This window comes from Streptomyces sp. NPDC042638 (genome assembly GCF_040647235.1).
In the GTDB taxonomy this organism is placed as follows: domain Bacteria; phylum Actinomycetota; class Actinomycetes; order Streptomycetales; family Streptomycetaceae; genus Streptomyces; species Streptomyces rameus.
The window spans coordinates 70,979-96,413 of sequence record NZ_JBEZBT010000019.1; the positions used below are offsets into that span (position 1 = coordinate 70,979).

Below are 25,435 nucleotides of genomic sequence, written 5' to 3' on the forward strand. Positions count from 1 at the left end.
GTCATGACCGAGAGCACCACCATCCGCTGGGAGCAGGACGACACCGGTGTCGTCACCCTCGTCCTGGACGACCCGAACCAGTCCGCGAACACCATGAACCAGGCGTTCCGCGACTCCCTCGCGGCGATCACCGACCGGCTGGAGGCCGAGCGGGAGTCCATTCGCGGCATCATCTTCACCTCGGCGAAGAAGACCTTCTTCGCCGGCGGCGACCTGCGCGACCTCATCCGGGTCACGCCCGGGACCGCACAGGAACTGTTCGACGGCGGCCTCGCCATCAAGCGCAACCTGCGCCGCATCGAGACCCTCGGCAAGCCGGTCGTCGCGGCGATCAACGGAGCGGCCCTCGGCGGCGGCTACGAACTGGCCCTCGCCTGCCACCACCGGATCGCCCTCGACACCCCCGGTACGAAGATCGGCTGCCCCGAGGTCACCCTCGGCCTGCTCCCCGGCGGCGGCGGAGTCGTCCGCACCGTACGGCTGCTGGGCATCGCGGACGCCCTGCTGAAGGTGCTCCTCCAGGGCACCCAGTACAACGCCCGCCGCGCCCAGGAGAACGGCCTGGTCCACGAGGTGGCCCAGAGCCCGGAGGAACTGCTCGCCAAGGCCCGCGCCTTCATCGACGCCCACCCCGACTCCCAGCAGCCCTGGGACAGGCCGGGCTACCGGATCCCGGGCGGCACCCCGGCCAACCCCAAGTTCGCCGCCAACCTGCCCGCCTTCCCGGCCAACCTGCGCAAGCAGACGGGCGGCGCCCCCTACCCCGCCCCGCGGAGCATCCTCGCCGCGGCCGTCGAGGGCTCCCAGGTGGACTTCGAGACCGCCCAGGTGATCGAGGCCCGCTACTTCGTGGAGCTGGCCGCCGGGCAGACCTCGAAGAACATGATCCAGGCGTTCTTCTTCGACCTCCAGGCGGTCAACTCCGGCGCCAACCGCCCCCGGGGCATCGAGCCCCGCCAGGTCCGCAAGGCCGCCGTCCTCGGCGCCGGCATGATGGGCGCCGGCATCGCCTACGCGTGCGCCCGCGCGGGCATCGACGTCGTCCTGAAGGACGTCTCCCTGGAGTCGGCCGTCAAGGGCAAGGGCTACTCGGAGAAGCTGTGCGCCAAGGCCGTCGCCAAGGGCCGTACCAGCCAGGAGAAGGCGGACGCGCTGCTCGCCCGGATCACCCCCACCGCCGACGTGGCCGACCTGGCGGGCTGTGACGCGGTCATCGAGGCCGTGTTCGAGGACACCGCCCTCAAGCACAAGGTGTTCCAGGAGATCGAGTCGGTCGTCGCCCCCGACGCGCTGCTGTGCTCCAACACCTCCACGCTGCCGATCACCACGCTCGCCGAGGGCGTGGAGCGGCAGACGGACTTCATCGGGCTGCACTTCTTCTCGCCGGTCGACAAGATGCCGCTGGTCGAGATCATCAGGGGCGAGCGCACCGGCGACGAGGCGCTCGCGCGCGCGTTCGACCTGGTCCGGCAGATCAACAAGACGCCGATCGTCGTCAACGACTCGCGCGGCTTCTTCACCTCCCGGGTGATCGGCCACTTCATCAACGAGGGCGTCGCCATGGTCGGCGAGGGCGTCGAGCCCGCCTCCGTGGAGCAGGCCGCCGCCCAGGCCGGCTACCCGGCCAAGGTGCTGTCCCTCATGGACGAGCTGACCCTCACCCTGCCGCGCAAGATCCGCAACGAGACGAAGCGGGCCGTGGAGGAGGCGGGCGGCACCTGGACGGCGCACCCGGCGGAGGCGGTCATCGACCGCATGGTCGACGAGTTCGGCCGCCCCGGCCGCAGCGGCGGCGCCGGCTTCTACGACTACTCCGAGGACGGCAGGCGCACCGGACTCTGGCCGGGCCTGCGCGAGCACTTCACCGACCCCGGACACCGGATCCCCTTCCGCGACATGCAGGAGCGCATGCTCTTCGCCGAGGCGCTCGACACCGTCCGCCTCCTGGAGGAGGGCGTCCTCACCTCGGTCGCCGACGCCAACATCGGCTCGATCCTCGGTATCGGCTTCCCGGGCTGGACCGGCGGCGTCCTGCAGTACATCAACGGCTACGAAGGGGGCCTGCCCGGATTCGTGGCCCGCGCGCGTGAGCTGGCCGAGCACTACGGCGAGCGGTTCACCCCGCCCGCGCTGCTCGTGCGGAAGGCCGAGAAGGGCGAGCCGTTCAGCGACTCAGTCCGCCCCTGAATCCGCCCCTGACTCCGGTCCTGAGTCCGCTCCCGAACCGGTGACCCACTCCCTCAGCTCTTCCCGCAGCGAGCGCTGGAACGTCGTCAGCAGCGCCTGCACCACCAAGGGGTGCATGTGTGCGGACAGGGACTTCACGTCCCGGGCGTCACGCTCCGCGACCTCCCCGCGGAAGAGCTGGGAGAGTGCGTGGGCCGCGGCGCGTGAGTGCTCGATGAGCACCTTGCGCGCCGCGAGGATCACCTCGTGCGCGAGCGGTACGTCGAGGAGCTGCACACCGAGCCGGAGCAGCCCGGAGTCGACGCGGAAGGTGTCGCCGTCCGCCGCACCGTCCGCCGCCACGATGACGTTCATCGCCGCCAGCCGTTCCACGTCCTCGGCGGTGAGCGGCCGTCCCGCCCGCCGCTCCAGCTCCCCGCGCGACACCGTGTCCACCGACTCAGGCGCCCAGGAGGCGACCACTGCCCGGTGAATGGCCAGGTCGTGGGGGGTGAGGTCGTCAGGGAGCTGCTTCAGGTACCGATCGATCGCCGACAGGGTCATGCCCTGCTGGCGCAGCTCCTCGATGAGGGCCAGCCGGGCCACATGGTCCGGCCCGTAGTGCCCCACCCGGCGCGGGCCGATCACCGGCGACGGCAGCAGCCCCTTGCTGCCGTAGAAGCGGACGGTGCGGACCGTGACGGCCGCCCGGGCTGCCAGCTCGTCGATGGTGAGGGGAGCCTCGTCCCCGGCCTCGGTCGTCATACGGAACAGTATTGCTGTCTCACCAGAGGTGTGAAACCTCTGGTGAACGGTGTGTGGCCCCGGAGTGGATCGTGTGAGAAGCAACGCTCTGTGACATGGCTCACCGCGTGTCGGCGGATCCCTCTGGGAAGCTGCTGTCCTGGTCTGTACCGCGACACGAGGGTGGTGCGGGCCAAGACCTGCACGAACCCCGGGTCCATGAGGTCCGGGCGCACCAGGAATGGAACCACCCGTGAGCAAGGAAGCCGTGGAATCGGCACAGGCCACCACCCACCCCCAGGTGGCCCGGACGCCCTCGGACGCGGGCGACGCCGGCTACAGCAAGGACCTCAAGGCGCGCCACGTCAACATGATCGCCATCGGCGGCGCCATCGGAACCGGACTCCTCCTGGGTGCCGGCGGACGTCTGCACAACGCGGGCCCGGCACTCGCCCTGGCATACCTGGTCTGCGGCGTCTTCGCCTTCTTCGTCGTGCGGGCCCTCGGCGAGCTGGTCCTGTACCGCCCGTCCTCCGGGTCCTTCGTGTCCTACGCGCGCGAGTTCCTCGGTGAGAAGGGCGCCTACGTCGCCGGCTGGATGTACTTCCTGAACTGGTCGACCACCGGCATCGCCGACATCACCGCGATCGCGCTCTACACGCACTACTGGAGCCTTTTCACCTCCGTACCGCAGTGGGTGCTGGCGCTGATCGCCCTCGCGGTGGTCCTCGCCGTGAACCTGATCTCGGTGAAGATCTTCGGTGAGATGGAGTTCTGGTTCGCGATCATCAAGGTCGCGACCATCGTCGGCTTCATGCTGATCAGCATTTTCCTGCTGGCCACCCAGCACAAGGTCGGCGGCCACACCCCGGGCCTCAGCGTCATCACCGACCACGGCGGCGTCTTCCCGCACGGCGTGATGCCGGTCGTCCTGGTCATGCAGGGCGTGATCTTCGCCTATGCCGCCCTCGAACTGGTCGGCGTGGCCGCCGGTGAGACCGCCGAGCCCGAGAAGGTCGTCCCGCGCGCGGTGAACTCGATCATGTGGCGCGTGGGCCTGTTCTACGTCGGCTCGGTCGTGCTGCTCGCGGTGCTCCTGCCCGGTTCGGTCTACTCCGCCGACCAGAGCCCGTTCGTGACCGTGCTGTCCAAGATCGGCGTTCCGGCGGCCGGCGACGTGATGAACCTGGTCGTGCTGACCGCCGCCATGTCCTCGCTGAACTCCGGCCTGTACTCCACCGGCCGCATCCTGCGCTCCATGGCCATGGCCGGTTCCGCGCCGAAGTTCACCGCCCGCATGAACCGCAGCCAGGTGCCCTACGGCGGCATCCTGCTGACCTGCGCGGTCTGCGTGCTCGGCGTCGGCCTGAACTACCTGGTGCCCAGCCAGGCCTTCGAGATCGTGCTGAACGTCGCGTCCCTCGGCATCATCAGCACCTGGGTGATCATCATGCTCTGCCACATGATCTTCGTCCGCCGCGCCCGGGCGGGGCTGGTGACGCGACCGCACTTCCAGCTGAAGTTCAGCCCGGTCACGGAGGTCGCCACGATCGTCTTCCTGCTGGTCTGCCTCGGCATGATGTGGAACGACCACGAGGTCGGCCGCAAGACCCTCCTGCTCATCCCGCTGCTCGCCGTCATGCTGGTCGCCGGCTGGTTCGGCGTCCGCCGCCGGGTGGCCCAGAACGCCGGCCGGCAGCTGACCGACCTCACGAAGTAGCGGCCCGGCGGCACACCCCGGATCGCCCGGGCACCCCCGAGCGCTCGTCGACGAGCGCTCGGGGGTCCCCCGGCCGACGCGCCGCGCGGCGTCAGTGCCCGTGCACGTCGTTCGTCGCCTCGATCTTCTTCCACGACCTCGGCTGCGCCACCGCCGTACCGGACCGCACCAGCGCGCGGGCCGACGGCGCGGCCGGCTTCGACGGCTGGAACAGCCAGGTGTCGAACAGCGCGGCCAGCGGCTTGCCCGACACCTGCTCGGCGTACTTCCGGAAGTCGGCCACCGAGGCGTTGCCGTAGGCGTGCTTCTTCGGCCAGCCCTTCAGGATCCTGAAGAACGCGTCGTCGCCGATCGCGTTGCGCAGCGCCTGGATGGCGAGGGCGCCGCGGTCGTAGACGGCGATGTCGAACTGGTTGTCCGCGCCCGGGTCACCGGGCGCCACCTTCCAGAACGCGTCGTCGGCCGGGTGCGAGGCGTACACGTAGTCGGCGAGTTCCTGCGCGGTGCCCTCGCCCTCGTGCTCGGACCACAGCCACTGCGCGTACCGGGCGAAGCCCTCGTTGATCCAGATGTCCTTCCAGCGCTTCAGCGACACGTCGTCGCCGTACCACTGGTGGGCCAGCTCGTGCACGACCACGGACGTGTTGGAGCCGTTCGCGAACTGCTTGGGGCTGTAGTAGACGCGGGTCTGCGTCTCCAGCGCGTACCCGGTCGTGGTGTTCGGCACGTAGCCGCCCGCCGAGCTGAACGGATACGGCCCGAAGTAGCCGCTCAGCCAGTCCACGACCTCTCCGGTGCGCTCCACGCTGGCCCGCGCGGCCCCGTCGTTGCCGCCGAGGTCCTTGCTGTAGGCGTTGATCACGGGCACCCCGCCGTCGGAGGTGCCGGTGGTGATGTCGAACTTCCCGAGCGCGAGCGTGGCCAGATAGGTGGCCTGCGGCTTGTCCTGCCGCCAGTTGTAGCGGGTCCAGCCCAGCTTCGAAGCGGTCGACTGGAGGGTGCCGTTGGAGATGGCCTGGGTGCCGTCGGGCACGGCCACCGACACGTCGTAGGTCGCCTTGTCGCTCGGGTGGTCGTTGCTCGGGAACCACCACCAGGCCGCCTCGGGCTCGTCCGCGGCCACCGCGCCGTCCGGCGTGCGGTGCCAGGTGGAGAAGCCGTAGGCGCTCTTCGTGGACGGCACCCCGCTGTAGCGGACCACGACCGTGACCGGCGTGCCCTTGGCCAGCGGCGTCCTGGGGGTGACGACCAGTTCGTGCTGGCCGGACGCCGTGAAGGAGGCCTTGGCGCCGTTGACCCGCACCTCACTCACGTCCAGCAGGAAGTCCAGGTCGAAGCTGGACAGGTCCTGCGTGGTCTTCGCCAGGATGGTCGCCGTGCCCTGCAACTCGTCCGTCTTCGGCTGGTACTGGAGTCTCAGGTCGTAGTGGGAGACGTCGTAGCCGCCGTTGCCGTAGTTCGGGTAGTAGGGGTCGCCGATGCCCGGTGCGCCGGGGGAGTGGCTCGCGGCCGATGCCGGGATCGCCAGCAGGAGGGAGGCCGCCGCCAGTGCGCCCGGGGCGATGATTCTGCGGTGCACGTCAGCTCCAAGTCGTCAGGACTGCAAATCCGTTCGTCAGAAGTCTGTTCGGAGCCTATTCAGTCCCTGTGGCCTCCGGCCTGTCCATGGCACCCCCTGTCACACGATCGCCATTCAGCCGTCACGAGTACCCGAAAGCCCCCTTCTGCACGAGAGTTGCCCGGAGTACCGTCCGCGCATGCCGAAACGCACGCGCACGACGATCTGGAGAACGGCGACGACCACCTTCGTCGTCACCCTCATGGCGGTGTTCCTCGCCCCGGCCGCCGCCCGGGCCGCCGCACCCCGGGAGAGCCGGCCCGTCTACTCCTACGCCCAGGCCATCCGCGAATCCGTGTGGGTGGACACCGGGCTGGACGAGGACGGTGACGGCAGGAGCGACCGCGTCGCCGCCGATGTCGTCCGGCCCGCCGAACCGGCCCGCCAGGGCCGCAGGGTGCCGGTCATCATGGACGCCAGCCCGTACTACTCCTGCTGCGGGCGCGGCAACGAGAGCCAGCTCAAGACGTACGACGAGCACGGCCATGTCGTCCAGATGCCGCTGTTCTACGACAACTACTTCGTGCCCCGCGGCTACGCCTTCGTCGGCGTCGACCTCGCCGGCACCAACCGCTCCGACGGCTGCGTCGACGTCGGCGGCCGTTCCGACATCCTCTCCGCGAAGGCCGTGGTCGACTGGCTGAACGGCCGCGCCAGGGCGTACACCAGCCGCTCGGGCGGTACCCCGGTGAAGGCCGGATGGACCAACGGCCGAACTGGCATGATCGGCAAGAGCTGGGACGGCACCATCGCCAACGGCGTCGCCGCCACGGGTGTCAAGGGCCTGAGGACGATCGTCCCGATCAGCGCCATCTCCTCCTGGTACGACTACTACTTCGCCCAGGGCGCCCCGCTCTACGACGGCGGCCCGGACGAGCTGGCCGACCTGGTCGAGAGCGGCGGCGCGCGGGCCCACTGCGCGGCCGTGCAGCGCAGGCTGGCCGACGGCAGCCCGCGCAGCGGCGACCGGACCCCGCTGTGGACCGAACGGGACTACGTCAAGGACGCGGCCAAGGTACGCGCCAGCGTGTTCCTGGTGCACGGCATGCAGGACCTCAACGTCCGCACCAAGCACCTCGGCCAGTGGTGGGACGCCCTGGCCCGGCACGGCGTCGAGCGCAAGATCTGGCTGTCGCAGACCGGTCACGTGGACCCCTTCGACTACCGGCGCGGTGCCTGGGTCGACACCCTGCACCGCTGGTTCGACCATGAACTCCTCGGCTACGACAACGGCGTCGACCGCGAGCCGATGGCCGACATCGAACGCCACCCCGACCAGTGGGCCACCTCCACCACCTGGCCCCCGCGCGGCACCCGCACCGCCGTCCTGCACCCGGCCGCCGGCGGCCAGGCCGGCGTCGGCACCCTCGGCCTGCGCCGCGCCGCCGGCACCGAGACCTTCACGGACGACCCGGGGCTGGGCGAGACCGACTGGGCCGCGCACCTCACCGCCTCCACCCCCGAGAAGGCGGGCTTCCTCACCGCGCCCCTCACCCGCGACCTGCGCCTGGCCGGCTCCGCACAGGTGACGGTCACCGCGACCCCGACCACCGCCTCCGCCCACCTGTCCGCCGTGCTGGTCGACGTCGGCCCCGACACCATCCGTGACTACGCCGCCGCCGGCGAGGGCATCAGCACCCTCCCCGGCCGCACCTGCTGGGGCGAGAGCACGGCCGGGGACAGCGCCTGCTTCAAGGAGACCAGGGCGAAGACCGCCGCCGTCGACTACACCGTGGTCAGCCGCGGCTGGGCCGACCTCGGCCACCACGCCTCGGCGACCAGGGGGGTCCCGCTCACGCCGGGCAGGCCCTACTCCATGACGCTCCGCCTCGCGGCCACCGACCACGTCGTACCGGCGGGGCACCGCCTGGCGCTGATCGTCGCCGGCACGGACAAGGACCTCATCGACCCTCCGTCCACCAGGCCGACGCTCACCGTCGACCTGTCCCGGACGACGGCGAACGTACCGCTGGTGGGCGGTGCGGCGGAGTTCGCCCGGGCCACGGGCGGCAGGGCCCGGGTCCCCGCCCCGGCGGTCCTGGACGGCGTCCGCGCACCCCGCGCCACCCGGCACATCCCGGCCGGCTGACGCACTGCGGCCGGTGAGGTGACGCCGGTCGCAGTGGGGGCGCCCAGGTGCCCGGGGAGTACGCCGCCCCCCCCTTCCCGGCCGGTCGCTCAGGCCGCCGGGAACGCCAGGGCGGCCGTCTCCCGTGCGCATCCCCAGGCGACCGTGACGCCGGCGCCGCCGTGGCCGTAGTTGTGCACCAGCGCACGTCCGTCCGGGAGGGGCTGACGCTCCAGCCGTACCGCCTCCCGGGCGGGCCGCAGCCCCACCCGGTGCGCGAGCACCCGGGCACCGGCGATCTCCGGCCGGACGGCCGCGCACCGGGTGACGATCGCCGCGGCGGTATCCGGATCCGGCTCCAGGGACCAGTCGTCCTCCTCGGCCGTGCCGCCCAGGAGCAGCCGGCCCGGCTGCGGAATGAAGTAGGTGGAGGCGGCCGAGGAGTGGTCGACGCGGGTGAACCAGTCGGTGACGCCCGGGTTCTCCACCACGACCAGCTGCCCGCGCACGGGACGCACTGCCGGGTCCGGCACCAGCGAACGGGCCCCCAGCCCGGCGCAGTTGACCACCACGGCGGCGGGCACGGCGGTCAGGTCGGTCACCTCACGCACCTCCACCGTGCCCCCCGCCCGCACCAGCCGCCGGCGCAGCCACGCCAGATGCACCGGCATGTCGATCACCGGCAGCCGCGCCGCCAGCCCCCCGGCGACCGCCCGCAGCCCCGGCACCCGGGCCGCCCAGGAGCCCAGCTCCGCCGGCCGGATCCCCTGGTGCACGCCCTCGACCAGCCGTACACCCGTCTCCGCCGGTCGCGCCGCCAGCTCCCGGTACACACCGAGGGACTCCAGCGCCCAGGCCCCGGCCAGCGGCCCGGGCTCGATGCGGTACGGCCACCACAGGCCCCCGGCGACCGCCGAGGTCGTCCGCTCGGCCGTCTCCCGCGCCCACACCCGCACCCGCCGCCCGGACTCGGCCAGCACCACGGCGGTCGTCAGCCCGGCGACCCCGCCACCCACCACGACCACTTCGTCACCCGGCGCTGTGTCCATGCCAGGACGATAGGCCCCGCGCGGCCGGTCCCGTCAGACCGGGCGGCTGCGGCATGCGGCGGCGGACCTGGCCGGGACGCGTGCGTGCCGCCATTAAAATCGCTTCCTGATGACTGCCACCCTCGTTGCCAAGAACCTCGCCGCCGGGCACGGCGACCGCTCCCTGTTCTCCGGGCTCGACCTGGTCGTCGCGCCCGGCGATGTGATCGGGCTGGTCGGCGCCAACGGCGCGGGCAAGTCGACCCTGCTGCGGATGCTCGCCGGACTCGTCCCGCCCGAGCGGGGCGAACTCCGGCTGTCCCCGCCGACCGCGACCGTCGGTCACCTGCCGCAGGAGCCGGAGCGGCGGCCGGGAGAGACCGTCCGGGACTTCCTGGCCCGCCGCACCGGCGTCGCCGAGGCACAGCGGATCATGGACGAGGCCACCCAGGCGCTGGTGGACGGCGCGCCCGGCGCCGACGACGCCTACGCGACCGCCCTGGAGCGCTGGCTGGGTCTCGGCGGCGCCGACCTGGAGGACCGCGCGGAGGAGGTCGCCGACTCCCTCGGCCTGGCCGTGGACCTGGACCAGCCGATGACCTCCCTCTCCGGCGGCCAGGCGGCCCGCGCCGGCCTCGCCTCCCTGCTCCTGTCCCGCTACGACGTCTTCCTCCTGGACGAGCCCACCAACGACCTGGATCTGGACGGCCTGGAGCGTCTGGAACGGTTCGTCACCGGCCTGCGCGCGGGCACGGTCGTCGTCAGCCACGACCGCGAGTTCCTCACCCGCACCGTCACCAAGGTCCTCGAACTCGACCTCGCCCAGCAGCGGATCAACCTCTACGGCGGCGGCTACGCGGCCTACCTCGAGGAGCGGGAGGTGGCCCGCCGGCACGCCCGCGAGGAGTACGAGGAGTACGCCGACAGGAAGGGCGCCCTCCAGGACCGCGCGCAGATGCAGCGGGCCTGGATGGACAAGGGCGTGAAGAACGCCCGGCGCAAGGCGGGCGGCGACAACGACAAGCTCGGCCGCAAGTTCCGCAGCGAGGCCAGCGAGAAGCAGGCCGCCAAGGCCCGGCAGACCCAGCGCATGATCGAACGCCTCGACGTCGTCGAGGAGCCGCGCAAGGAGTGGGAGCTGCGCATGGAGATCGCGTCCGCCCCGCGTTCGGGCGCGGTCGTGGCGACGCTGCGGGACGCCGAGATCCGCCGTGGCGACTTCTCCTTCGGCCCGGTGTCGCTGCAGGTCGACTGGGCGGACCGGATCGCGGTGACGGGGGCCAACGGCGCCGGGAAGTCGACCCTGCTCGGCGCGCTGCTGGGCCGGATCCCGCTGGACCGCGGTCATGCGGCCCTCGGTTCCGGCGTCCTGGTCGGCGAGGTCGACCAGGCCCGGGGGCTGTTCCACGGCCCCGAGACCCTGCTCGACGCCTTCTGCACGGCCGTCCCGGACACCGAACCGGCCGAGGTCCGCACCCTGCTGGCCAAGTTCGGCCTGAAGTCGGACCACGTCCTGCGCCCCGCCGAGTCCCTGTCCCCGGGCGAACGCACGCGTGCCGCACTGGGCCTGCTCCAGGGCCGGGGTGTCAATCTCCTCGTCCTGGACGAGCCGACGAACCACCTGGACCTGCCGGCCATCGAGCAGCTGGAATCGGCCCTCGACGCCTACGAGGGCACCCTGCTGCTGGTCACCCACGACCGGCGCATGCTGGACGCGGTCCGGGTGACCCGGCGCCTGGAGGTGTCGGGCGGCAAGGTGACGGAGCGCTAGGGTCTTTCGCCCGGATCAGGCTGGATCAGGCTGGATCAGGGCGGCTCCGGGCCCACTGCCGTGGCGGCGGGCCCGGACCGCGGTGATCAGCGCTTCTTCGGGTCCAGCAGCCCCGCGCGGCGCAGTGCGTCCGCCATCGCGCTGTTGGCCGGCGGCGGGGCCTGCCGTCCGCCACGGTCGCCGCCGCCACGGCCCTGCCGCTGGCCGCCGCCCTGCCGCTGACCGCCTTCGCCGTGCCGCTGGCCGCCCCCGCCCTGCCGCTGGCCGCCGCCCTGCCGCTGCTGGGGCGGACGGGCACCGCCGCCGCGCTGCTGACGGCCGCCGCCGCCCTGTCCCTGCGACGCGTCCGCGGCCTCGTCGTCCAGCCGCAGGGTCAGGGCGATGCGCTTGCGCGGGATGTCCACGTCCAGGACCTTCACCTTGACGATGTCGCCGGGCTTGGCGACATCCCGCGGGTCCTTGACGAACGTCTTCGACATCGCCGAGACGTGCACCAGGCCGTCCTGGTGGACACCGATGTCCACGAACGCGCCGAAGGCGGCCACGTTGGTGACCACGCCCTCCAGGACCATCCCCGCCGACAGGTCGGAGATCTTCTCCACGCCCTCCTTGAAGGTGGCCGTCTTGAAGGCGGGCCGCGGGTCCCGGCCCGGCTTCTCCAGCTCCCTGAGGATGTCGGTGACGGTCGGCAGACCGAAGGTGTCGTCCACGAAGTCGGCCGGCCGCAGGGAGCGCAGCACGCCCGTGTTGCCGATGAGGGACGCCACCTCCTGGCCCGCGGTCTTCACCATGCGGCGCACCACCGGGTACGCCTCGGGGTGCACGCTGGAGGAGTCCAGCGGGTCGCCGCCGCGGATCTGCAGGAAGCCCGCGCACTGCTCGTACGCCTTCGGGCCGAGCCGCGCCACCTTCTTCAGCTCGGAGCGCGAGGTGAACGGCCCGTTCGCGTCCCGGTGCGCCACGATGTTCTCGGCGAGACCCGAGGAGATGCCGGACACCCGTGAGAGCAGCGGCACGGACGCGGTGTTGACGTCCACGCCGACGCCGTTCACACAGTCCTCGACGACCGCGTCCAGCGAGCGGGACAGCTTCACCTCGGACAGGTCGTGCTGGTACTGGCCGACGCCGATCGACTTCGGGTCGATCTTCACCAGCTCGGCCAGCGGGTCCTGCAGCCGGCGTGCGATGGAGACCGCGCCCCGCAGCGACACGTCCATGTCCGGCAGCTCCCGCGAGGCGTACTGCGACGCCGAGTACACCGACGCGCCCGCCTCGGACACCATCACCTTGGTGAGCTTCAGCTCGGGGTGCCTGGCGATCAGTTCGCCGGCGAGCTTGTCGGTCTCGCGGGACGCCGTGCCGTTGCCGATCGCGACCAGCTCGACCGCGTGCTCCTCGGCCAGCCGCGCCAGCTTGGCGAGCGCCTCGTCCCACTTGTTGGCCGGGACGTGCGGGTAGATCACGTCCGTGGCGACGACCTTGCCGGTGGCGTCGACCACGGCGACCTTCACGCCCGTACGGAAACCGGGGTCCAGGCCGAGGGTGGAGCGGGTGCCGGCCGGGGCGGCGAGCAGCAGGTCCCGCAGGTTCGCCGCGAACACGTTCACCGCCTCGTCCTCGGCGGCCGTACGCAGCCGCAGCCGCAGGTCGATGCCGAGGTGGACCAGGATGCGGGTGCGCCAGGCCCAGCGGACCGTGTCCGTCAGCCACTTGTCGGCCGGGCGGCCCCGGTCGGCGATCCCGAACCGCGCGGCGACGACGCCCTCGTACGACGACGGGCCCTCGGTGGCCTCCTCCGGCTCCAGGACGAGGTCCAGGACCTCCTCCTTCTCACCGCGCAGCATCGCCAGCACACGGTGCGAGGGCAGCTCGGTGAACGGCTCGGCGAAGTCGAAGTAGTCGGCGAACTTGGCGCCCGCCTCCTCCTTGCCCTCCCGCACCTTCGCGGTCAGCCGGCCGCGCACCCACATGCGCTCGCGCAGCTCGCCGATCAGGTCGGCGTCCTCGGAGAACCGCTCGGTGAGGATCGCCCGCGCGCCGTCCAGCGCCGCCTGCGGGTCGGCCACGCCCTTGTCGGCGTCCACGAACGCGGCGGCCGCCGCCGTCGGTTCCACCGTCGGGTCGCTCAACAGCCCCTCCGCGAGCGGCTCCAGGCCCGCCTCGCGCGCGATCTGCGCCTTCGTACGCCGCTTGGGCTTGTAGGGGAGGTAGACGTCCTCCAGCCGCGCTTTGGTCTCGGCGCCGCGGATCCGCGCCTCCAGCTCCTCCGTGAGCTTGCCCTGCTCCCGCACCGACTCCAGGATCGCGGTCCGCCGCTCCTCCAGCTCCCGCAGATACCGCAGCCGCTCCTCGAGCGTGCGCAGCTGCGCGTCGTCGAGCATCTCGGTCGCTTCCTTGCGGTAGCGAGCGATGAAGGGCACCGTCGAACCGCTGTCGAGCAGCTCCACCGCGGCCTTCACCTGCCGCTCCCGGACGCCGAGCTCCTCGGCGATCCTGCCTTCGATGGACCCTGCTGCGAGGGACCCGGGTGTCGTCACGATGCCGTACCGCCTTCTCCACTGGGTTGCGCGGCAATTGTGGCAGGTGACACGGACATCCGGGGATCAGGGCGCACCTGGCGGGGCGCCGGGCCGGGTGCCGGGCGGTGACGACGGTTGACGGTGACCGGAGACCTGGCCGTGGTTCCGTGCTGTCGCAGGCCCCGGCCCGCCCGGTGAGACCGCATGGCAGAAAAGGTGGGAAGGACGTCATTGCGGCCACGGTCGGGGCCGCGAAGAATCGGGGGATGGCGCAGCGAACCCTCCTCTTCGTCCTCTTCGACGGTGTCCAGAGCCTCGACGTCACCGGCCCGCTGGAGGTGTTCGCCGGCGCCGAGAAGCACACGCCGGGCACCTACCGGGTCCGTACGGCCTCCCTGGACGGCGGCCCGGTGCGCACCTCCTGCGGCCTGACCCTCGTACCGGACGAGGCGCTCGACGCGGCAGCCGACCCGCACACCCTGCTGGTCCCCGGCGGCGAGGGCACCCGCGTCCCCGACCCGAGGCTGACCGAGTGGCTGCGCACCCACGGCCCGCGCGCCCCACGCCTGGTCTCCGTCTGCACGGGCGCCGTCCTGCTCGCCGCCGCCGGACTCCTCGACGGCCGCCGGGTGACGACGCACTGGGCGTACTGCGGCACACTCGCCCGCGACCACCCGGCCGTCCTGGTGGACCCGGAGCCCATCTACGTCCGGGACGGGCACGTCGCCACCTCGGCCGGAGTGACCTCCGGCATCGATCTGGCCCTCGCCCTGGTCGAGGAGGACCTGGACCGGGACGTCGCCCTGACGGTCGCCCGGCATCTGGTGGTCTTCCTGCGCCGGCCCGGCAACCAGGCGCAGTTCAGCGCCCAGCTCGCCGCCCAGACCGCGCAGCGGGCACCGCTGCGCGAGGTCCAGAGCTGGATCACCGAGCACCCGGCCGGCGACCTCACGGTCGAGTCGCTCGCCGCCAGGGCCCGGCTGTCACCGCGGCACTTCGCCCGCGCCTTCCGGGAGGAGACCGGCATGACCCCCGGCCGCTATGTCGACCGGGTCCGCCTGGAACACGCCCGCCGTCAGCTGGAGGACACCCCCGACGGCATCGAGGAGGTCGCCCGCGCCAGCGGCTACGGCACCCCGGAGGCCATGCGCCGCGCCTTCGTCAAGGCGCTCGGCACGGCTCCGGCCGAATACCGGCGCCGGTTCAGGCCGGCACCCGCCCACTGAAAGGAAGCCGATGCAGATCGCCCTGGTCGTCTACGACCGCTTCACCGCCCTGGACGTCGTGGGACCCTACGAGATCCTCAGCCGGCTGCCGGACGCGCGACTCGCCTTCGTCGCCGAGCGGCCCGGCCCCGTACGCACGGACACCGGTTTCCTCGCCGTCACCGCCGACAGGGCCCTGGACGAGGTGCCCGGCCCCGACCTCGTGGTGGTCTCCGGCGGGCCCGGCACCATGGCCCAGATGGAGAACCCGGCTCTGCTGGAGTGGCTGCGCGCGGCCGACGCGACGAGCACCTGGACGACGTCGGTCTGCTCCGGCTCGCTGCTGCTGGCTGCCGCCGGACTGCTGCGCGGCCGCCGCGCGACCAGCCACTTCACCGCCCTGGACCTGCTGGGGACGTTCGGTGCCGAGCCGACGGGGGAGCGGGTCGTGACCGACGGCAAGTACGTCACCGCCGCCGGGGTCTCCGCCGGCATCGACATGGCGCTCACCCTGGCCGGCCGGATCGCGGGCGACGAACACGCCCAGGCCGTCCAGCTCTTGACCGAGTACGATCCCCAGCCGCCCTACGACGCCGGTTCCCCGCACAAGGCGCCCGCGCACCTGGTCGAGGAACTGCGCGCGGGACGGCGTTTCAGCCTGACGTAGAAACGCTCCAGGTGAAGCGCGGCTGCCGGCGCTCCAGGAACGCGGCGACTCCCTCCGCGGTGTCGCCGCTGCCGCGTGCCTGCGCGGTCCAGTGGGCCTCCCGGCCGGTGCGGCCGTCGGCGAACTCCTTGGCGGCGGCCTGGGTGAGCTGCGAGCGGGACACCAGGACCCGGGTCAGGTCCGCGACCCGCTTGTCCAGTTCCCCCTCGGGCAGCACCTCGTCCACCAGACCGGTGCGCAGCGCCCGCCCGGCGTCGATCAACTCGCCCGTGAACAGCAGGTACTTGGCCGTCGCCGGACCGACCAGCGACACCAGCCGACGGGTGGAGGAGGCCAGGTAGACGACGCCGAGCTTCGCCGGCGTCACCCCGAACAGCGCCCCCTCCTCGGCCAGCCGCAGATCACAGGCCACCGCGAGCTGCGCCCCGCCGCCCACGCAGTGCCCGCGCACCGCGGCCAGGGTCGGCTTGGGGAACGCGGCCAGGGCCTCCTCGGCCGCGGCCGAGAGGGACTGCGCCTCCTCCGGCGAGCCCTTCAGCGTGGAGATGTCGGCGCCCGCGCAGAAGGTGCCGCCCTCACCGGTCAGCACCAGGGCCCGTACGCCGGGATCGCGGGCCAGCCCGTCCAGCAGCGGGGGGAGAGCACGCCACATCGCCGTCGTCATGGCGTTGCGCTTGGCGGCATGACGGATCACCACGGTGGCCACTGAGTCGGCGACCTGGTGGGACAGCTGGGGCTCCATGCGGCGGATCGTATCGGAGGGCGATCCGCCGGCGGCAGACGGAACCCGTACAACCCGACTAGTTCGGGAACCGGCGTCCGAGGAGCAGGAAAACAGTCCCACCCGGGACCCGCTCATACGCAGTCGGTCAGAAAGCGTTCGATACCCGCTGACTTGTGTTCAGGCAGCCGGGCCGGAGCGCGTCGTTACCAACACTCGACGTGTGGTGACAATCGAGCGCGAGGGTGGCGACCGGACGATGGACAACCACGGGCGCGGGGACGGCCCGCGCCCCGCGGGAGGCGGCGAACGCCCACCGGATCCACTGCCCTACGAAGGTGTCTGGCGGTTCACCGCAGCGGCGGTGGACGCCTCGGTCCCGCAGGCCCGGCACGCGGTACGGGACCTGCTGCTGCGCCAGGGCGTGCCGGTCTCCGACGACCTGGTGCACGGGCTGCTGCTGATCGTCTCCGAGCTGGTCACCAACGCGGTCCGGCACGCGGCGCTGCTGTCGCCGGTGCTGGCCGTGGAGGTGGCCGTGGGAGCCGAGTGGGTGCGGGTGTCCGTGGAGGACAACCACCCCTATCGGCCGACCGCCCTGGAGGCCGACCACGGACAGACCGGCGGCCGGGGGCTGCTCCTGGTCCGCGAGGTGGCCCGGGAGGCGGGCGGGGTGGTCGACGTGGAGCACACCGCGAGTGGCGGCAAGGTCATCTGGGCCGCTCTGCCGCTCAAGCCCGCGGCGCTCCCGTAGGGACCGGCGGGGTCACCAGCCCGCGGACGGGCCCGTCAGCTCCCTGATCGCCGGGCGGGCCGCGTCCAGCACGGTCATGAACCAGGCCGAGAACGGCTGCTCGGCGTGGCGCGCGGCCAGCTCGGCCGCCGTCACGAAGGCGGTCGAGGCGACCTCCTCCGGGTCCGGCGCGAGCGGCGCCTGCACCAGGCCGACGAACAGGTGGTTGAACTCCTGCTCCACCAGGCCCGAGGCGGGGTCCGGGTGGTTGTAACGGACCGTTCCGGCCTCCGCGAGCAGCGACGGCGACCCGCCCAGCTCCTCGTACGTGCGCCGGGCCGCCGCCGCGAACGGCGCCTCGCCCGGGTAGGGGTGACCGCAACAGGTGTTGGACCACACGCCGGGGGAGTGGTATTTGCTGAGCGCCCGCTGCTGGAGCAGCAGCCGGCCCTGCTCGTCGAAGAGGAACACCGAGAACGCCCGGTGCAACTGCCCCGGCGGCTGATGCGCGGCGAGCTTCTCCGCGGTGCCGATCGTCACGCCCTTCTCGTCGACCAGTTCCAGCAAAATCGCCTCTGCGGTGCCGTTCGACGAGCTGTGCGTCGCGGTGGCAGGTGTGATCGGCATACCCATCCTTCGCTTCGGTCCTAGCACCCCAAGTCTGCCGTACGAATCCGGCACTCCCGGCACGTCGGCCTGTCAGCGCGGCGCGGCACCGGGAGCCGGGTCCGGTAGATCATCGTGCCCGGCGTCCGCGGCCGGGAACCGTCCGGGGGTGCGCCGAACGGGAGTCCGTACGGTCAGTGGCACAGCCGTGCCTCGTGCTCCGCGTGCCCGCCCGGCTCCAACTGGAAGGTGCAGTGCTCGACGTCGAAGTGGTGGCCCAGGCAGCCCTGCAGCTCGTGCAGCATCTTCTCGTGCCCGATGGCGTTCAGCACCTCGGAGCTGACCACCACGTGCACGGACAGCACCGGCAGGCCCGAGGTGATCGTCCAGGCGTGCAGATCGTGGACGTCCTCCACGCCGTCCAGCTCCAGGATGTGCGCCCGGACCTCCGCCATGTCGACCCCCTTGGGGGCCGCCTCCAGCAGCACGTCCAGCGTCTCCCGCAGCAGCTTCACCGTCCGCGGCACGATCATCAGCCCGATGACCAGCGAGGCGACCGGGTCGGCGGCCTGCCACCCGGTGGTCAGGATCACCGCCGCCGAGATCAGCACCGCCACCGAGCCCAGCGCGTCCGCGGCCACCTCCAGGAAGGCGCCGCGCACGTTCAGGCTCTCCTTCTGCCCCCGCATCAGCAGGACCAGGGAGACGGAGTTCGCGACCAGGCCGACCAGGCCGAACACGATCATCAGGCCGCCCCGCGTCCCGGCGGGCTCGACGAACCGCTGCACCGCCTCGTACAGGACGTATCCGCCGACCCCGAGCAGCAGCAGACAGTTGGCCAGGGCCGCGAGGATCTCCGCGCGGGCGTAGCCGAAGGTGCGGTTGGTGCTCGGCGGGCGGGCGGCGAAGTGGATCGCCAGCAGTGACATGCCGAGGCCCACCGCGTCGGTCGCCATGTGCGCCGCGTCCGCGATCAGCGCGAGCGAGTCCGCGAACAGGCCGCCGATGATCTCGACCACCATGATCGACAGGGTGATGCCCAGCGCGATGCGCAGTCGGCCCCGGTACGCGGCCGTGGCCGTACCCGGAGCCGGCGCGTGGGAGTGCGCGTGCCCGTGGTCGTGCCCTGCGCCCATGACCCGCCGCCTTCCGTGTGCCTGCCCGGACGCCCAGTGAACTACGGGTGGGGGGTATCTGGCAACGCGGCACTGAACACCGTTGTCATATCCTCTGACCTGCGGAAACGTTCCGCAGGTCAGAGCGGCACGGGCTCACCGGGCGTACGGCGCGGGCTGGGACCGGGGGCGGGGCTCAGCCGCCGTGGCGGAGTCGCCAGCCCGTCCACGCCGACTCGATCATCTCCCGTACCCCGCGGCGCGCCCGCCAGTCCAGGGTCTCGGCGGCCCGCTCGGCCGAGGCCACCGCGCGCGGCGCGTCGCCCGGGCGGCGGTCCTCCACCAGCGGCGCCCGGCGGTCACCGGTGACCTCGCCGATGACGGTGATCAGCTCGCGCACCGAGACCCCCTCGCCCCGGCCGATGTTCAGCGTCAGATCGCCGGTGAGGTCCCCGGCGGCCAGCCGGCGCGCCGCCGCCAGGTGGGCCTCCGCGAGGTCGGCGACGTGGATGTAGTCCCGTACGCAGGTGCCGTCCGGTGTCGGGTAGTCGTCGCCGAAGATCCGCGGCGCCTCGCCGCGGGTCAGCCGGTCGAAGACCATGGGCACGATGTTGGACACGCCGGTGTCCGCCAGCTCCGGGGCCGCCGCGCCCGCCACGTTGAAATAGCGCAGACAGACCGTGGAGATTCCGTGGGCCCGCCCGGCCGCCCGGACCAGCCACTCCCCGGCCAGCTTGGTCTCGCCGTACGGGTTCACCGGGGCGCACGGGGTGTCCTCGGTGATCAGGTCCACGTCCGGGTTGCCGTACACCGCCGCCGACGAGGAGAACAGCAGCCGGCCGACCCCGGCCTCCGCGACCGCGTCCAGCAGTGTGGCCAGACCGCCCACGTTCTCCCGGTAGTAGCGGGTGGGCCGGGCCACCGACTCGGCGACTTGCTTGCGCGCCGCGAGATGGACGACGCCCGTCACGCCGTACTCCGCGAGGACCCGCTTCAGCAGCGGCCCGTCCAGCGTCGAGCCGCGCACGAGCGGAACCTCCGCCGGCAGCCGTTCGGGCACGGCGGCCGACAGGTCGTCCAGCGCCACGACGCTCTCCCCGGCGCCTGCCATGGCCCGTGCCACATGCGCCCCGATGTATCCGGCTCCGCCGGTGATCAGCCACGTCATGGTCGCCCAGCCTATGCCGGGCCGCCCCGTGTCCCGGTTGCCCGGGTCTGCCCCATGGGTTTGTGGGCCGGGCCCCGGATCACCGATGATGATCGCGGCAAAGGCCGGGTAGCCCCTGAGGGCCGGGCCGTGAACGGCCGGTGAACACGGACTCCGGCGCATCGGATAGCCTCTGCCGACATGCCGCCCGGGTGCCGCAGGCAGGGGCGCCCCACCACGCAGAAGACCGGCGCCCGCGCGCCGGCACCCAGGGAGTGAGTTCGGTTGCCGACCGCCATCGTCACCGGTCAGCCGGTCCCCGGATCGTCACTGGAGGGCGATCTGCGGTCCCTCGGCTTCGACGTGCGCGTGGCCGCCGACGCCGCCGGGACGCAGGCCCAGCTGGCGGCCGTGCCGGCCGACCGGCGCGTGGCCCTGGTCGACGCCCGCTTCGTCGGCCACACGCACGCGCTGCGCCTCGGCCTGACCGACCCGCGCTTCCCGCTCGCCGCCGTCCCGGGCGCCGTCACCGCCCAGCCGGCCGCCCGGCAGCAGCTCACCCGGGTCTTGGCCCGGGAGACCCCGGCGTACGACGCCCAGCCCACCGAGGGCCAGGCCCCGCTCGCGGCGGGCGGCGCCCCCGCGCTCGCCGTGGACAGCCTCGCCGACCGCGTCGCGACCGCCCTCGACGCCGACGGTGCCGCGGTGCACCGGCCCGAGCTGGGCAGCCTGGTCGCCGCCGTGCCGGCCGACCCGCAGGCCCGCAACGAGGCCCGGCAGGCCGTCGCCGCCGTCGACGACGAGGCCGTACGCCTGAAGTCGGCCGTGAAGTCCCGGGACGGCTTCTTCACCACCTTCTTCATCAGCCCCTACTCGCGCTACCTCGCCCGCTGGTGCGCCCGTCGCGGTCTGACCCCGAACCAGGTCACCACGGCCTCGCTGCTCACCGCGCTCATCGCGGCCGGCTGCGCGGCGACCGGCACCCGCGGCGGCTTCGTCGCGGCCGGCGTGCTGCTGATCGCCTCCTTCGTGCTGGACTGCACCGACGGCCAGCTCGCCCGCTACGCGCTGAAGTACTCCACCCTCGGCGCCTGGCTCGACGCCACCTTCGACCGGGCCAAGGAGTACGCCTACTACGCCGGCCTCGCCCTCGGCGCGGCCCGCGGCGGTGACGACGTGTGGGCCCTCGCCCTCGGCGCGATGGTCCTGCAGACCTGCCGGCACGTGGTCGACTTCTCCTTCAACGAGGCCAACCACGACGCCACCGCCAACACCAGCCCCACCGCCGCCCTCTCCGACAGGCTCGACAGCGTCGGCTGGACAGTCTGGCTGCGCCGCATGATCGTGCTGCCGATCGGCGAGCGCTGGGCGATGATCGCGGTCCTCACCGCGGCCACGACCCCGCGGATCACCTTCTACGTCCTGCTCGCCGGCTGCGCCTTCGCGGCGGCCTACACCACGGCGGGCCGCGTGCTGCGCTCGGTGACCCGCAAGGCCCGGCGCACCGACCGGGCCGCGCAGGCACTGGCCGACCTCGCCGACTCGGGGCCGCTCGCGCAGGCGGTGGGGCGCGTGGCCGGGCGCGGCCTGCCCGGTCTCGCCGTGCCCGTCGTCGCCCTGCTCGGCGGCGCCGCGGTGGTCGCCTGCTCGGCGCTGACCGGCTTCGGCGGGGCACTCCCGGTCGCCGGGGCCGCCGTCTACGTCCTCACCTCGGCCCTCGCCGTCGCCCGCCCCCTCAAGGGCGCCCTCGACTGGCTGGTCCCGCCCTTCTTCCGGGCCGCCGAGTACGGCACCGTGCTCGCCCTCGCGGGAAAAGCCGGGGTGAACGGTGCCCTCCCCGCGGCTTTCGGCCTGGTGGCCGCCGTCGCCTACCATCACTACGACACGGTGTACCGCATCCGCGGTGACGCCGGGGCGCCCCCGGCCTGGCTGGTGCGCGCCATCGGGGGGCACGAGGGGCGGACGCTGCTCGTCACCGTCCTGGCCGCGGTGCTCACCGCCTCGCAGTTCACGGTCGCGCTCACGGTCCTCGCCGTGTCCGTGGCCCTGCTGGTGCTCGTCGAGAGCATCCGCTTCTGGGTGTCCGCTGGGGCGCCCGCCGTACACGACGAAGGAGAACCCGCATGATCGGCCTCGTGCTGGCGGCCGGCGCCGGACGGCGTCTGCGCCCCTACACCGACACCCTGCCCAAGGCGCTGGTGCCGGTGGGGCCCGCGGGCATAGAGGACTCCATCACGGTCCTCGACCTCACGCTCGGCAACTTCGCCGAGATCGGGCTGACCGAGGTCGCGGTGATCGTCGGTTACCGCAAGGAGGCCGTCTACGAGCGCAAGGCGGCCCTGGAGCGCAAGTACGGCATCAAGCTCACCCTGATCGACAACGACAAGGCCGAGGAGTGGAACAACGCCTACTCCCTGTGGTGCGGCCGTGACGCACTCAAGGACGGCGTGATCCTCGCCAACGGCGACACCGTCCACCCGGTCTCCGTCGAGAAGACGCTGCTCGCCGCGCGCGGCGAGGGCAAGCGGATCATCCTCGCGCTGGACACGGTGAAGGACCTCGCCGACGAGGAGATGAAGGTCGTCGTCGACCCCGAGCGGGGCATGACGAAGATCACCAAGCTGATGGACCCGGCCGAGGCCACCGGCGAGTACATCGGCGTCACCCTGATCGAGGGCGACGCCGCGCCGGAGCTGGCCGACGCGCTGAAGACGGTCTGGGAGACCGACCCGCAGCAGTTCTACGAGCACGGCTACCAGGAACTGGTCAACCGGGGCTTCCGGATCGACGTGGCGCCGATCGGCGACGTCAAGTGGGTCGAGATCGACAACCACGACGACCTCGCCCGCGGACGGGAGATCGCGTGCCAGTACTGACCCGGCTGATCCCCTCGCCGGTCGTCGTGGACATCCGCCCGGGCGCCCTGGACGACCTGGCGTGCGTGCTGGCCGACGAGCGCATCTCGCAGTCGGGCAAGCTCGCCGTCGCCGTCAGCGGCGGCTCGGGCGCCCGGCTGCGCGAGCGGATCGCTCCCTCGCTGCCCGGCGCCACCTGGTTCGAGGTGGACGGCGGCACCATCGACGACGCGGTCCGGCTGGCGAGCGACATGAGGGGCGGCCACTACGACGCGGTCGTCGGCCTCGGCGGCGGGAAGATCATCGACTGCGCCAAGTTCGCGGCGGCCCGGGTCGGCCTGCCGCTGGTCGCCGTCGCCACCAACCTCGCGCACGACGGCCTGTGCTCGCCGGTCGCCACCCTCGACAACGACGCGGGCCGCGGCTCGTACGGCGTGCCGAACCCGATCGCGGTGGTCATCGACCTGAACGTGATCCGTGAGGCCCCCGTCCGGTTCGTGCGCTCCGGCATCGGCGACGCCATCTCCAACATCTCCGCGGTCGCGGACTGGGAGCTGGCCAACCGGGTCAACGGCGAGAAGATCGACGGCCTGGCCGCCGCCATGGCCCGGCAGGCGGGCGAGGCGGTGCTCCGGCACCCGGGCGGAGTCGGCGACGACGGCTTCCTCCAGGTGCTGGCCGAGGCGCTGGTCCTGACCGGTATCGCCATGTCCGTGTCGGGCGACTCCCGCCCCTCCTCCGGCGCCTGCCACGAGATCAACCACGCCTTCGACCTGCTCTACCCCAAGCGGGCCGCCGCCCACGGCGAGCAGTGCGGCCTCGGCGCCGCCTTCGCGATGTACCTGCGCGGCGCCCACGAGGAGTCGGCGTACATGGCCGAGGTGCTGCGCCGGCACGGACTCCCGGTGCTGCCGGAGGAGATCGGCTTCACGGTGGACGAGTTCGTCCGCGCGGTGGAGTTCGCTCCGCAGACCCGGCCCGGCCGCTACACGATCCTCGAACACCTCGACCTCAAGACGAACCAGATCAAGGACACCTACGCCGACTATGTCAAGGCCATCGGTAGCTGAACTCCGTCCGGTCGTCCACCCCGCGGGGGTGAAGGACCGGCGCAGCGGTGAGCACTGGGCGGGACGCCTCTACATGCGCGAGGTGTCCCTGCGCGTCGACCGCTACCTGGTGAACACCAGGGTCACGCCCAACCAGCTCACGTACCTGATGACCGTCTGCGGCGTGCTCGCGGCCCCGGCCCTGCTGGTGCCGGGGATCGCGGGCGCCGTCCTCGGCGTCGTCGCCACCCAGCTGTACCTGCTGCTGGACTGCGTCGACGGCGAGATAGCCCGCTGGAAGAAGCAGTACTCGCTCAGCGGGGTCTACCTGGACCGCGTCGGCGCCTACCTCACCGACGCCGCCGTGCTGGTCGGCCTCGGGCTGCGCGCCGCCGACCTGTGGGGCAGCGGCCGTATCGACTGGCTCTGGGCGTTCCTCGGCACCCTCGCCGCGCTCGGCGCCATCCTCATCAAGGCCGAGACCGACCTGGTCGGCGTCGCCCGCCACCAGGCCGGGATGCCGCCGGTGAAGGACGCCGCCGGCGTCGCCGAGCCGCGCTCCGCCAAGATGGCGCTGGCCCGCCGGGCCGCCGCGGCGCTGAAGTTCCATCGGCTGATCCTCGGCATCGAGGCCTCGCTGCTCATCCTGGTCCTCGCGATCGTGGACCAGGTCCGCGGCGACCTGTTCTTCACGCGCCTCGGTACGGCCGTCCTCGCGGGCATCGCCGTGCTCCAGACGCTGCTGCACCTGGTGTCCATCCTCGCCTCCAGCAGGCTGCGGTGAGTGCGGCCATGAAGGTCGGCGCGGTCGTCATCACGATGGGCAACCGGCCCGACGAGCTGCGGGCCCTGCTCGACTCGGTCGCCAAGCAGGACGGCGAGCCGGTCGAGGTGGTCGTCGTCGGCAACGGCTCTCCCGTTCCCGACGTGCCCGAGGGTGTGCGCACCGTGGAACTGCCCGAGAACCTGGGCATCCCCGGCGGGCGCAACGTCGGCATAGAGGCGTTCGGGCCCAGCGGCCGCGATGTCGACATATTGCTCTTCCTCGACGACGACGGCCTGCTCGCCCGCCACGACACCGCCGAGCTGTGCCGCGAGGCCTTCGCCGCGGACCCCCGGCTCGGCATCATCAGCTTCCGCATCGCCGACCCCGACACCGGTGAGACCCAGCGCCGCCATGTGCCCCGGCTGCGCGCCTCCGACCCGATGCGCTCCTCCCGGGTCACCACCTTCCTCGGCGGCGCCAACGCCGTCCGCACCCGTGTCTTCGCGGAAGTCGGCGGGCTCCCGGACGCATTCTTCTACGCGCACGAGGAAACCGACCTGGCATGGCGGGCCCTCGACGCGGACTGGATGATCGACTACCGGTCCGACATGGTGCTGTACCACCCGACGACCGCGCCCTCCCGGCACGCGGTCTACCACCGCATGGTCGCCCGCAACCGCGTCTGGCTGGCCCGCCGCAACCTCCCCGCCCCTCTGGTCCCGGTCTACCTCGGGGTCTGGCTGCTGCTCACCCTGCTGCGCCGCCCCTCGCGGCCGGCCCTGCGGGCCTGGCTCGGCGGCTTCCGGGAGGGCTGGGCCACACCGTGCGGCCCCCGCCGTCCCATGCGGTGGCGTACGGTGTGGCGACTCACCCGACTGGGCCGTCCCCCGGTGATCTGAGAAGCTCGACCCTGAGCGGTCGCGCCCGCCGGACAGCT

The 25,435-nt window shown here is 72.4% G+C and carries 20 protein-coding genes; 12 read left to right on the top strand and 8 right to left on the bottom strand.

Going from position 1 to position 25,435, the window contains the following annotated elements; translation table 11 throughout:
- The first annotated feature begins 3 nt into the window (after window positions 1–3).
- Window positions 4–2,187 carry a 3-hydroxyacyl-CoA dehydrogenase NAD-binding domain-containing protein gene (locus AB0B40_RS17805; RefSeq protein WP_345054943.1) on the top strand — a complete coding sequence of 728 codons (2,184 nt, stop codon included), beginning with the start codon at window positions 4–6 and terminating at the stop codon, window positions 2,185–2,187.
- Here the strand turns inward: AB0B40_RS17805 and AB0B40_RS17810 are convergent.
- Window positions 2,173–2,931, bottom strand: a complete 759-nt coding sequence (locus tag AB0B40_RS17810; protein ID WP_345054940.1) for a MerR family transcriptional regulator — start codon at window positions 2,929–2,931, stop codon at window positions 2,173–2,175. The genes AB0B40_RS17805 and AB0B40_RS17810 overlap by 15 nt on opposite strands.
- Window positions 2,932–3,163: 232 nt before the next feature.
- Here AB0B40_RS17810 and AB0B40_RS17815 point away from each other — a divergent pair, with 232 nt between their 5' ends.
- The gene (locus AB0B40_RS17815; RefSeq protein WP_345054938.1) at window positions 3,164–4,630 is read left to right on the top strand and encodes an amino acid permease; all 1,467 of its coding nucleotides are present in this window, start codon (window positions 3,164–3,166) and stop codon (window positions 4,628–4,630) included.
- Between the two features lie 91 nt (window positions 4,631–4,721).
- On the opposite strand, the gene AB0B40_RS17820 is transcribed toward AB0B40_RS17815, so the two are convergent.
- Window positions 4,722–6,209, bottom strand: coding sequence for a M1 family metallopeptidase (locus tag AB0B40_RS17820; protein WP_345054935.1), 1,488 nt, complete (start codon window positions 6,207–6,209; stop codon window positions 4,722–4,724).
- 178 nt (window positions 6,210–6,387) lie between these two features.
- Between AB0B40_RS17820 and AB0B40_RS17825 the strand changes: the two genes are divergently transcribed.
- Window positions 6,388–8,337, top strand: coding sequence for a Xaa-Pro dipeptidyl-peptidase (locus AB0B40_RS17825; RefSeq protein WP_362264404.1), 1,950 nt, complete (start codon window positions 6,388–6,390; stop codon window positions 8,335–8,337).
- An 89-nt stretch (window positions 8,338–8,426) separates the two neighbouring features.
- Here AB0B40_RS17825 and AB0B40_RS17830 read toward each other — a convergent pair whose 3' ends face one another.
- Complete coding sequence (locus tag AB0B40_RS17830; RefSeq protein WP_362264406.1) at window positions 8,427–9,365, bottom strand: FAD-dependent oxidoreductase; 939 nt, start codon at window positions 9,363–9,365, stop codon at window positions 8,427–8,429.
- Between the two features lie 109 nt (window positions 9,366–9,474).
- Here AB0B40_RS17830 and AB0B40_RS17835 point away from each other — a divergent pair, with 109 nt between their 5' ends.
- Window positions 9,475–11,115 (top strand): ABC-F family ATP-binding cassette domain-containing protein, encoded by a 1,641-nt coding sequence (locus tag AB0B40_RS17835; protein ID WP_362264408.1) that lies wholly within the window; start codon window positions 9,475–9,477, stop codon window positions 11,113–11,115.
- A gap of 86 nt (window positions 11,116–11,201) precedes the next feature.
- Here the strand turns inward: AB0B40_RS17835 and AB0B40_RS17840 are convergent, their stop codons facing one another.
- Window positions 11,202–13,652, bottom strand: a complete 2,451-nt coding sequence (locus tag AB0B40_RS17840) for a Tex family protein (RefSeq protein ID WP_362264410.1) — start codon at window positions 13,650–13,652, stop codon at window positions 11,202–11,204.
- A 248-nt stretch (window positions 13,653–13,900) separates the two neighbouring features.
- Between AB0B40_RS17840 and AB0B40_RS17845 the strand changes: the two genes are divergently transcribed.
- Both AB0B40_RS17845 and AB0B40_RS17850 read left to right on the top strand, forming a co-directional pair.
- A complete protein-coding gene (locus tag AB0B40_RS17845; RefSeq protein WP_345054927.1) occupies window positions 13,901–14,860 on the top strand; it encodes a GlxA family transcriptional regulator in 960 nt (319 codons plus the stop codon).
- A 10-nt stretch (window positions 14,861–14,870) separates the two neighbouring features.
- Complete coding sequence (locus AB0B40_RS17850; RefSeq protein WP_345054926.1) at window positions 14,871–15,506, top strand: DJ-1/PfpI family protein; 636 nt, start codon at window positions 14,871–14,873, stop codon at window positions 15,504–15,506.
- On the opposite strand, the gene AB0B40_RS17855 is transcribed toward AB0B40_RS17850, so the two are convergent.
- Window positions 15,493–16,248: an enoyl-CoA hydratase/isomerase family protein gene (locus AB0B40_RS17855; RefSeq protein WP_345054924.1), complete on the bottom strand. Its 756-nt coding sequence runs from the start codon at window positions 16,246–16,248 to the stop codon at window positions 15,493–15,495. The genes AB0B40_RS17850 and AB0B40_RS17855 overlap by 14 nt on opposite strands.
- Window positions 16,249–16,486: 238 nt before the next feature.
- On the opposite strand from AB0B40_RS17855, the gene AB0B40_RS17860 reads away from it, so the two are divergent.
- Window positions 16,487–16,981, top strand: coding sequence for an ATP-binding protein (locus AB0B40_RS17860; protein WP_345054974.1), 495 nt, complete (start codon window positions 16,487–16,489; stop codon window positions 16,979–16,981).
- Window positions 16,982–16,993: 12 nt separating this feature from the next.
- Here the strand turns inward: AB0B40_RS17860 and idi are convergent, their stop codons facing one another.
- The 3 genes from idi to galE all read right to left on the bottom strand — a co-directional run bounded on the left by idi (window position 16,994) and on the right by galE (window position 19,849).
- Window positions 16,994–17,587, bottom strand: coding sequence for an isopentenyl-diphosphate Delta-isomerase (gene idi / locus AB0B40_RS17865; RefSeq protein ID WP_362264413.1), 594 nt, complete (start codon window positions 17,585–17,587; stop codon window positions 16,994–16,996).
- A 173-nt stretch (window positions 17,588–17,760) separates the two neighbouring features.
- Window positions 17,761–18,702 carry a cation diffusion facilitator family transporter gene (locus tag AB0B40_RS17870; protein WP_345054919.1) on the bottom strand — a complete coding sequence of 314 codons (942 nt, stop codon included), beginning with the start codon at window positions 18,700–18,702 and terminating at the stop codon, window positions 17,761–17,763.
- Window positions 18,703–18,877: 175 nt separating this feature from the next.
- Window positions 18,878–19,849, bottom strand: coding sequence for a UDP-glucose 4-epimerase GalE (galE, locus tag AB0B40_RS17875; RefSeq protein WP_345054917.1), 972 nt, complete (start codon window positions 19,847–19,849; stop codon window positions 18,878–18,880).
- A 264-nt stretch (window positions 19,850–20,113) separates the two neighbouring features.
- Between galE and AB0B40_RS17880 the strand changes: the two genes are divergently transcribed.
- Genes AB0B40_RS17880 through AB0B40_RS17900 form a run of 5 tightly spaced genes read left to right on the top strand, consistent with a single transcriptional unit; the run spans window position 20,114 to window position 25,397 of the window.
- Window positions 20,114–21,955 carry a DUF5941 domain-containing protein gene (locus AB0B40_RS17880; RefSeq protein ID WP_362264415.1) on the top strand — a complete coding sequence of 614 codons (1,842 nt, stop codon included), beginning with the start codon at window positions 20,114–20,116 and terminating at the stop codon, window positions 21,953–21,955.
- The gene (locus tag AB0B40_RS17885; RefSeq protein ID WP_345054912.1) at window positions 21,952–22,704 is read left to right on the top strand and encodes a phosphocholine cytidylyltransferase family protein; all 753 of its coding nucleotides are present in this window, start codon (window positions 21,952–21,954) and stop codon (window positions 22,702–22,704) included. The genes AB0B40_RS17880 and AB0B40_RS17885 overlap by 4 nt, the downstream gene beginning before the upstream one ends.
- Window positions 22,692–23,753, top strand: a complete 1,062-nt coding sequence (locus AB0B40_RS17890) for an iron-containing alcohol dehydrogenase family protein (protein WP_362264417.1) — start codon at window positions 22,692–22,694, stop codon at window positions 23,751–23,753. Before AB0B40_RS17885 ends, AB0B40_RS17890 begins: the two co-directional genes overlap by 13 nt.
- A complete protein-coding gene (locus AB0B40_RS17895) occupies window positions 23,731–24,516 on the top strand; it encodes a CDP-alcohol phosphatidyltransferase family protein (RefSeq protein WP_345054906.1) in 786 nt (261 codons plus the stop codon). Before AB0B40_RS17890 ends, AB0B40_RS17895 begins: the two co-directional genes overlap by 23 nt.
- A gap of 8 nt (window positions 24,517–24,524) precedes the next feature.
- A complete protein-coding gene (locus AB0B40_RS17900; RefSeq protein ID WP_345054972.1) occupies window positions 24,525–25,397 on the top strand; it encodes a glycosyltransferase in 873 nt (290 codons plus the stop codon).
- The last annotated feature ends 38 nt before the right edge of the window (window positions 25,398–25,435 follow it).

Coding starts and splice junctions, on each gene's coding strand:
- AB0B40_RS17805 (WP_345054943.1), top strand. CDS start 4: ATGACCGAGAGCACCACCATCCGCTGGGAGCAGGACGACACCGGTGTC.
- AB0B40_RS17810 (WP_345054940.1), bottom strand. CDS start 2,931: ATGACGACCGAGGCCGGGGACGAGGCTCCCCTCACCATCGACGAGCTG.
- AB0B40_RS17825 (WP_362264404.1), top strand. CDS start 6,388: ATGCCGAAACGCACGCGCACGACGATCTGGAGAACGGCGACGACCACC.
- AB0B40_RS17830 (WP_362264406.1), bottom strand. CDS start 9,365: ATGGACACAGCGCCGGGTGACGAAGTGGTCGTGGTGGGTGGCGGGGTC.
- AB0B40_RS17835 (WP_362264408.1), top strand. CDS start 9,475: ATGACTGCCACCCTCGTTGCCAAGAACCTCGCCGCCGGGCACGGCGAC.
- AB0B40_RS17845 (WP_345054927.1), top strand. CDS start 13,901: ATGGCGCAGCGAACCCTCCTCTTCGTCCTCTTCGACGGTGTCCAGAGC.
- AB0B40_RS17850 (WP_345054926.1), top strand. CDS start 14,871: ATGCAGATCGCCCTGGTCGTCTACGACCGCTTCACCGCCCTGGACGTC.
- AB0B40_RS17855 (WP_345054924.1), bottom strand. CDS start 16,248: ATGGAGCCCCAGCTGTCCCACCAGGTCGCCGACTCAGTGGCCACCGTG.
- AB0B40_RS17860 (WP_345054974.1), top strand. CDS start 16,487: ATGGACAACCACGGGCGCGGGGACGGCCCGCGCCCCGCGGGAGGCGGC.
- idi (WP_362264413.1), bottom strand. CDS start 17,587: ATGCCGATCACACCTGCCACCGCGACGCACAGCTCGTCGAACGGCACC.
- AB0B40_RS17870 (WP_345054919.1), bottom strand. CDS start 18,702: ATGGGCGCAGGGCACGACCACGGGCACGCGCACTCCCACGCGCCGGCT.
- galE (WP_345054917.1), bottom strand. CDS start 19,849: ATGACGTGGCTGATCACCGGCGGAGCCGGATACATCGGGGCGCATGTG.
- AB0B40_RS17885 (WP_345054912.1), top strand. CDS start 21,952: ATGATCGGCCTCGTGCTGGCGGCCGGCGCCGGACGGCGTCTGCGCCCC.
- AB0B40_RS17895 (WP_345054906.1), top strand. CDS start 23,731: ATGTCAAGGCCATCGGTAGCTGAACTCCGTCCGGTCGTCCACCCCGCG.
- AB0B40_RS17900 (WP_345054972.1), top strand. CDS start 24,525: ATGAAGGTCGGCGCGGTCGTCATCACGATGGGCAACCGGCCCGACGAG.